Annotated in this window: 8 protein-coding genes; 3 read left to right on the top strand and 5 right to left on the bottom strand. The window is 39.1% G+C overall.

The genetic code is table 11. From position 1 onward, the window contains the following. Positions 1 to 78 precede the first annotated feature (78 nt). Together ABD000_RS12015 and ABD000_RS12010 are read left to right on the top strand one after the other, a co-directional pair. A complete protein-coding gene (locus tag ABD000_RS12015) occupies positions 79 to 369 on the top strand; it encodes a Sec-independent protein translocase subunit TatA/TatB (RefSeq protein WP_343767896.1) in 291 nt (96 codons plus the stop codon). Further along, positions 369 to 953 carry a phosphatase PAP2 family protein gene (locus ABD000_RS12010; RefSeq protein ID WP_343767894.1) on the top strand — a complete coding sequence of 195 codons (585 nt, stop codon included), beginning with the start codon at positions 369 to 371 and terminating at the stop codon, positions 951 to 953. Before ABD000_RS12015 ends, ABD000_RS12010 begins: the two co-directional genes overlap by 1 nt. Positions 954 to 973: 20 nt before the next feature. Here ABD000_RS12010 and ABD000_RS12005 read toward each other — a convergent pair whose 3' ends face one another. Further along, positions 974 to 2,026 (bottom strand): hypothetical protein, encoded by a 1,053-nt coding sequence (locus ABD000_RS12005; protein ID WP_343767892.1) that lies wholly within the window; start codon positions 2,024 to 2,026, stop codon positions 974 to 976. Positions 2,027 to 2,038: 12 nt separating this feature from the next. Further along, positions 2,039 to 2,533 carry a T9SS type A sorting domain-containing protein gene (locus ABD000_RS12000; protein WP_343767890.1) on the bottom strand — a complete coding sequence of 165 codons (495 nt, stop codon included), beginning with the start codon at positions 2,531 to 2,533 and terminating at the stop codon, positions 2,039 to 2,041. A 324-nt stretch (positions 2,534 to 2,857) separates the two neighbouring features. On the opposite strand from ABD000_RS12000, the gene ABD000_RS11995 reads away from it, so the two are divergent. Continuing rightward, a complete protein-coding gene (locus ABD000_RS11995; RefSeq protein ID WP_343767886.1) occupies positions 2,858 to 4,390 on the top strand; it encodes a S8 family peptidase in 1,533 nt (510 codons plus the stop codon). A gap of 205 nt (positions 4,391 to 4,595) precedes the next feature. Here ABD000_RS11995 and ABD000_RS11990 read toward each other — a convergent pair whose 3' ends face one another. The 3 genes from ABD000_RS11990 to ABD000_RS11980 all read right to left on the bottom strand — a co-directional run. Beyond that, a complete protein-coding gene (locus ABD000_RS11990; RefSeq protein WP_343767884.1) occupies positions 4,596 to 5,237 on the bottom strand; it encodes an O-methyltransferase in 642 nt (213 codons plus the stop codon). A gap of 4 nt (positions 5,238 to 5,241) precedes the next feature. Beyond that, on the bottom strand, positions 5,242 to 6,339 hold the full coding sequence (locus tag ABD000_RS11985) for an amidohydrolase family protein (protein ID WP_343767881.1): 1,098 nt from the start codon (positions 6,337 to 6,339) through the stop codon (positions 5,242 to 5,244). Positions 6,340 to 6,409: 70 nt separating this feature from the next. Then, positions 6,410 to 7,121 (bottom strand): SDR family oxidoreductase (locus ABD000_RS11980; RefSeq protein ID WP_343767878.1); only part of this gene is annotated, 712 nt, incomplete at its 5' end.

Below are 7,121 nucleotides of genomic sequence, written 5' to 3'. Positions count from 1 at the left end.
GCTTTTCTTTTAGGAGTCCATTGCGATCAAAGTCATAATAATCCCTTATTTTTGCACTAAATTTCTAGGTAATTCAACATGAATCTAATTCCTTTTTTTATCAGTGGTGGAGAGATCGTTTTTGTCTTGTTCATTGTCGTGATGGTTTTTGGTGCTGATAAAATACCTGAAATTGCCCGCGGACTAGGCAAAGGAATGAAAACCCTGCGAAACGCTACAGATGATATTAAGTCAGAAATTTCCAAAAGCGCTGAAAAGCATGGAATAGATAAAGACTTAATGAATGCACAAAAAGATGTGGAAAGCAGTATGGGATCCGTTCAAGATGATATTGAAGAAGTCATGGGTGCTATAAAACGTAAGCGTTAATGCTTGAACGTTTAACTAAATGGGACGTTGAGTTATTTGTTTACCTTAATAATTTAGGGATAGAGCAGTACGACGCCTTTTGGATTTTTGTAACTCAAATTAAACATTGGGTCCCATTATATATTTTATTCTTTGTTCTTTTTTACGTTTCCTTTAAGGCTAAGAATGCGCTGTTTGCAAGTTTTGCAACCATTTTGACCTTTTTAATTACGTTTGGATTTACGCGATTAGTAAAAAACGGGGTAGCTCGCATTCGTCCCAGCTTTGATGAAAAGTTAGCAGGCACTATTCGCGTGCTGCAAGAATCAAGTCATTTTAGTTTTTTTAGTGGGCATGCAGCATCCTCTTTTGCCGTGACCACATTTGTGGTGCTCTTACTAAGGCGAGACTTTAAATGGATTTATTTAGCCTATGTTTGGCCTATACTATTCGCTACCAGTAGGATTTATGTAGGTGTTCACTATCCCAGTGACGTACTTGTTGGTGCGCTAGTAGGAACGCTTTTTGCTGTTGTGTTGTATAAACTTTTCAACAAACATGTGCCATTAAAAAAGCCGAAAGATCGAGTAGATCTTTCAGCTTAACTAAATTTGACTTCATATCACTATTGTGGGAATACCACAAAACTAAATGCGCTATTTTTAGGATTACCAGCTGTATCCCAAACTCTTACAATAAACGTATTACTATTTACAACATCGTAGCCTATAAATTCTGGACCGCCAGCAGAAGATGAAAATGGTGTAATCATAACTACTGGAGTCGCCGAATTAGTTGGTAAGTCAATAGTTATCTCATAAACTCCTAATGCATTTTGAACTGCTGACGTTATACCATATCCAGAACTAATTGTGGCATTATCAAACATAGCTCCATAGGCGACAGGCATAGTATTCCCGTAAAGCGTATTGGCTGCAGGAGCTGTGGTGGTTTCGTTTACTTCTACGTTACCATCAGTAGAAAGATCACCAGTCATTTCAATCGCTCCGTTAAATAGATCAACTCGAACATTTTTATCTCCACCAGCCATAAAATCGACTTTATCTTCATCATCGCTATATCCAATTCCCCAACTTGGGAAGCCATCAGAATGTTGTACGATCATTTTATCAGGATTAGAAGTTCCTGAACCAAACATGCGTACCTGGCTGCTTTGCTCACTATATAAAGTGGACGGTGAGCTACCTACCTGAGTTTCACCTACACTGGTTCCATTTACTCTAACATTCAACCAAGGTTCTACATCTGCCCAGTTTGCACCTGCCAAGGAGTTAATGCTACCCACCTGGATAGAAAATACACCTGCTGCATCAGTAGTAACATTGTGTAATTCTGTAAAGAAAGATGTTCCTCCTGAACCATCAACTAAGTCAACGCCAACATCGATGGATTGATTGATCAGTAAATCACCACTTCCATCTCTTGCTACTCCTTGATAATTGATCAATTGAGCTGCACCGGCGGCTTTTGATGATTTTGAAGTTGTACCGTTTACTTGTTGAGGTGAAATACGCGTTTCACTTGAGTTTACCTCTTGAAGGTCTGCGGCACGTTGAGCTGCATAATTACTTGCAGGTCGGTTCGCTTCTTGTGCAAAGGTTGTTGCAATTGTACAAAGAGCAATTCCTAAAAAAGTATATATATTAGTTGTTTTCATGATTGTTAAATTTTATTGTTTGATTAGTTTAATTGTTTTTGAGGATTGAGATCCCTGGTTTGAAATACGTAAAAAATAGATCCCTCCTGAAAATGCTGAAAGGTCAATTTCTTTTCTACCCATCGTATTCTCAAAGGATTCATCTAAGAGCTGCTTACCATTAATATCGCTTAGTTTAAGCTCAAAAGTTTGATTGTTCATTTCTTCAAATGTGATCGTAATTCTGTCAATTACAGGATTAGGATAAACACTAGTAGAATTTATTAGCTCAAAATCATCATTGCTTAATGTGATTTCGGCAATAGCTCCGTTCCAAAATCCTTGTCCGACAGAAGTCGCGTTGGAAACATTACCAACTACCGGCTCTCCCAGTGTAAAGTTCAATTCTGTAGACGCATTAGACAGCGTGGTACCAGAATTTCCAATCACAGCCTGGCTGATTGATTGTGCTTGAGCTATTCCAAACATGCCCAAACAGATTAAAAAAAATAGTCGTTGTTTTTTCATTTTTATTGTTTTATACATTATTCATTTAATAAAGGTTTTCACGCATAGGCTTATCATTAAAAAGTTAGTATCCATCTAGCGGATGCACTCATGAAGACTAGTTCAATTGGTGATATTATATATTCACGTTTACATCCTGCAGTGTGGGGTGGACGCGCGTGATCTGTACTACACCATTTTATGAGACAAGATGTAAAAGGTTAACAAGGAGTAGTGTTAAATATTAGAATGTCAAAAATTTAACAAGTTTAGGGTACTACAGCACTAATTTTTTGAGAATTATTTAATATTTTCATGGTTTAATTAACCTAACCACATTTAAACATGAAAAAAATTATTATTTCTGTAATATACTGCGGTCTTCTGTTCGTTTCTTGTTCTCAAGAAGATTTTGAAAATGACCCACAAACCAGTAATGAGATTTTAGATCAAAGTGATTTACTTAACGCTCAGGAATTACTCTCTATCCAAGAAATCAATGATATCATTGCCAATGAGTTCAAACAAAACGGATCGTTTGACTGGCAAGGAGCCAGTGATCAATTGCTTTGGAGTGCAGCTGTACAAGGTGGGGGACTTCTAACCATTGGATACGGCGGTGAAGGAGAATTCGCACGTGAAGGAAGGAGTGCCGAGTACGATGATCTAAAAGCTTCACTTTTAAACATCATTTCGTCTCAAGACAATCGCACAGCTACAGATGTATTGGTCTATGAAGATGAGGTCCTTAATTATATGGATGTACAGATAACATCGTTATCTTCTATTAAAACGCTAAGAGCAACAGATAATATTAGATACTTAGATCCAAGTGGGTATTCTTTCTATCAGCAACCCATAGATCAAACTGCCCAAAGTCGTTCCAGCAAAGGCTGTAGTTTTGACGCGAGTGTACTGAATTCAGCTGACAGTAGAGTAATTTCTCCTAACGCTTTAGTCTCCTGGAATTTTGACGAACACAACATTGAACAAGCCTGGTCATTGAGCACAGGGGCCGGCGTAACGGTTGGTGTAATCGATACCGGTCTTTCTCCAGATCAATCTAAATTAAATACATCAGGAATCAATGATGGTGATTCTAATGGAAGATCAGTAGAAAAATATGGAACTTACATTGACTCTGCCTGGTGGTGGTCAAATAATCTGGATGGACCAAACGATCGTTGTGGACATGGGACCAATATGGCAAGTGCCATCGCTGCACCTCGTAATGATGATTTTCAACCAGTTGGAGTAGCTTATAATTGTAATTTAGTGTCCTATCGGGGTACTGCAGATGTGGTATTAGATGATTATCATGAGCGCAAAGGAGTATCTAATGCATTAAAAGCTTTAGCTAATCGATCTGATGTCAAGATCATTTCTATGTCCATAGGATATCCCTGGTCCATTGGGAATGTAAAGGATGCGGTTAAATACGCATACAGCAAAGGAAAACTTATTTTCGCCGCCGGCGGAACATCAACCAGTGCCACCAATTGGTATGGTGTCATTTTTCCTGCATCGATGGATGAGGCCGTAGCGGTTACAGGTATAACCGATAATGGTCAGTACGATCGATGCGATGTTTGCCACAGCGGAAGCAAAATAGAATTCACGATTGTAATGCAACGTGACGGCGATGATAACAGAACCGGAGCGGTATTAGGTTACAACGATGGAGATAATGATTATGTAGGAGGATCATCTGTAGCGACTGCAACTACGGCAGGGATCGCTGCCTTAGTTTGGTCTAGATACCCTGGATGGAGTAGGAGTCAGGTGTTGAATCGTCTTCGTCAATCCTCAGATTTATATCCTAATAAGGATGGTAGCTATGGTTGGGGTAATATTGACGCCTTTCAAGCTGTGCAGTAAGATCAATAATTTGATGTAATGACAAACCCCAAAGGTTTTAAATCCTAATTTACGTCTGGACAAGCCTTTGGGGTTTTAAAAATATTTAACTTTATAATCTTAATCTAAGAAGCTTGATTTTAACGGGGATTTTATTTAGCTCTTAGCTCTTAGCTCTTGGTTTTTGACTCATAGTTATACTTTCCTTTTTCCTAATCCCGATTCCTCACTTCACCCGCGTAATCGTCAATCCATCTCGTATTGGTAGTAATACAGTCTCTACTCTGGGATCGGTATTTATTTTTTTATTGTAATCAATAAGAGCCTGCGTATCCTGATCATCTGGTTGTACTTTTTTTATGACCTTACCACTCCATAGTACGTTATCAGAGATAATAACACTTCCGGGATGTATGTGATCCATGATAAGATCAAAATATGCCGAATAATTCTGTTTATCGGCATCAATAAAAATGAGATCAAAACTGGTTTTTAAGGTCGGGATAATTTCCAACGCATTACCGGTATGTCGGATGATATTTTCCGCGAAAGCGGACTTCTCAAAATACTTTTCTTGAATGTGCGACAGTTCTTCATTGATATCAATGGTGTGAAGGGTACCGTTTTGTGATAAACCTTCTGCCAGGCACAACGCAGAATAACCAGTGTAGGTGCCAATCTCAAGAATAGTAGTAGGAGCAATTAATTTGGATAATAAGCTTAATAATCTGCCTTGATAATGCCCACTGAGCATCCTGGGTTGAAGTACTTTAAGCCAAGTCTCACGGCTTAGTTCTTGGAGTAACTGAGGTTCTGGCTGGCTATGCTGGACCACATACTCATCCAGCTGTTGTGAAATAAATTCCAATAATTTAAGTTGAAATGGGTTCTTTTAAAATGCGATCAATGAGTTCCTGCCTTCCTTTTTCATCATCACCGTAGAGCCACTGTAGTACGTTATCGCTCCAGATTTCATCTCGTTCTTGTCCCGTAATAATATCACGCTCAATGGCCAAATCTAAAATTTTACCGGGATAGCTGGATTGGGGTATACTTTCCATTTCTCCAAGTGGATACGGATCATCCAGTCCAATAAGCACTTGTTTAGAGGTTTGATTTTCAATCAATAGTTTAAGTGACCCTGTATCATGAACCAACGTATCAAAGAATATATTGGGATGTCCTACGGCTTTTCTTGGGTGATGTTTACCTTCAAACAAATCTGGACGCCCGTCAAAGCCTTGAATTCTTCTCCCCAGATTTATCTGCGCTAATTGTCCGCCATGAGCAAAACAGGTGCGCATTCCAGGATATTTGTCTTGATAACCGTTGAGCGTTAAAAAGTGATAGGCATCTGCACATTGCGCCAACATCCAAATTAAATGAAATCTCCAACTTGTATTTTCCAATAGAATAAACTTTTCGCCATCATAGGGATGAATTTCTACTGCGAGGTTTAATTCACTGGCCAACTCAAAAAGAGGTTCATTTTCTTCGTCAAAAATACATCTCCAGGTGCCAATTGTATCCATATAGTGGGTGGGAAGACAAAGTAAACGTAATCCTAACTCCTTAACGCAACGTTCTACTTCCCATAATGCACCCCGAATATACCCGGGATGAACCACAAAACCACAGGTAAATTTAGAAGGATTGTCCTGTTGTACGCGTGCATTAAAATCATTTTGAAATCGTAATGCCTGTTTCATTTCTTCCAGCCTTAAGCCATTACCATAGAGTTGGGAAAGATTGAGTACCACTGCATGATCAATATTGAAACGCTCCATCCAGGCCAGCTTTTCATGTAAAAAAAAACTAGAGTCGGTTACCGGTCTGCTCCAATTTTTTTGAAGCATAAACTTTCTATCCTTATCCACCCAAAAAATACCTTTATTCTGCATGAATTCTGGGATTTCCTCGGGATAGGGAAGAAGATGTGAATGACCGTTTATTCTAAGTTTACGACTCATGCGAGATTTAACTAATGATTAAACGTAAAGTTACACAATTTTAAGGATCAACTCGAAACTGGTTGAGGTCTTATAACGATTTAGTTCTGCCGCCATCCACTGGTAGATTAATACCATTGATATATGCGGCTTGATTACTGGCTAGAAAAGTAACTGCCGCAGCAATTTCTTCGGGTTTAGCAAATCGCCCTGCGGGGATTGAAGCTTTCATCCTTTCTTCTGCCTGTTGGGTAGAACTACTTGTTTTCTTCGCCTTGTTTTGTACAATCTCATGGAGACGTTCTGTTGCTGTGGCACCTGGTAATACATTATTTACTGTAATGCCATATTGTCCCAGTTCGTTTGCCATTGTTTTGCTCCAGTTTGCAACCGCTGCCCGAATGGTGTTTGAAACGCCCAATCCATCCAAAGGTTGCTTCACCGATGTCGAAATGATATTAATAATCCTGCCGTAGTTAGCCTTCTTCATTCCATCGAGGAGCGCTTGCACTAAAACATGATTACACAGTAAATGTTGCTGAAAGGCATGTTCAAATTCATGTACGGCAGCTTTTTGAATAGGTCCGCCGGCGGGTCCACCCGTATTATTAACCAAGATATGATATCCTTGATGGTTTTTCATGTGTTCTGTAATCACATCCTTGATTTCATCAGGATTGCTAAAATCACCTATCAAAATTTTGTGCTGTTGGTTTTCTCTTCGCGGAAGTTCTTGTAACACCTGTTGCAATTTCTCTTTATTGCGTGCGAATAAGGTGACATTGGCACCTTCTGTAGCAAGT

The sequence above is a fragment of the Gangjinia marincola genome (assembly GCF_039523415.1).
GTDB lineage: Bacteria > Bacteroidota > Bacteroidia > Flavobacteriales > Flavobacteriaceae > Gangjinia > Gangjinia marincola.
This window is presented reverse-complemented; position numbering and strand designations above follow the sequence as displayed.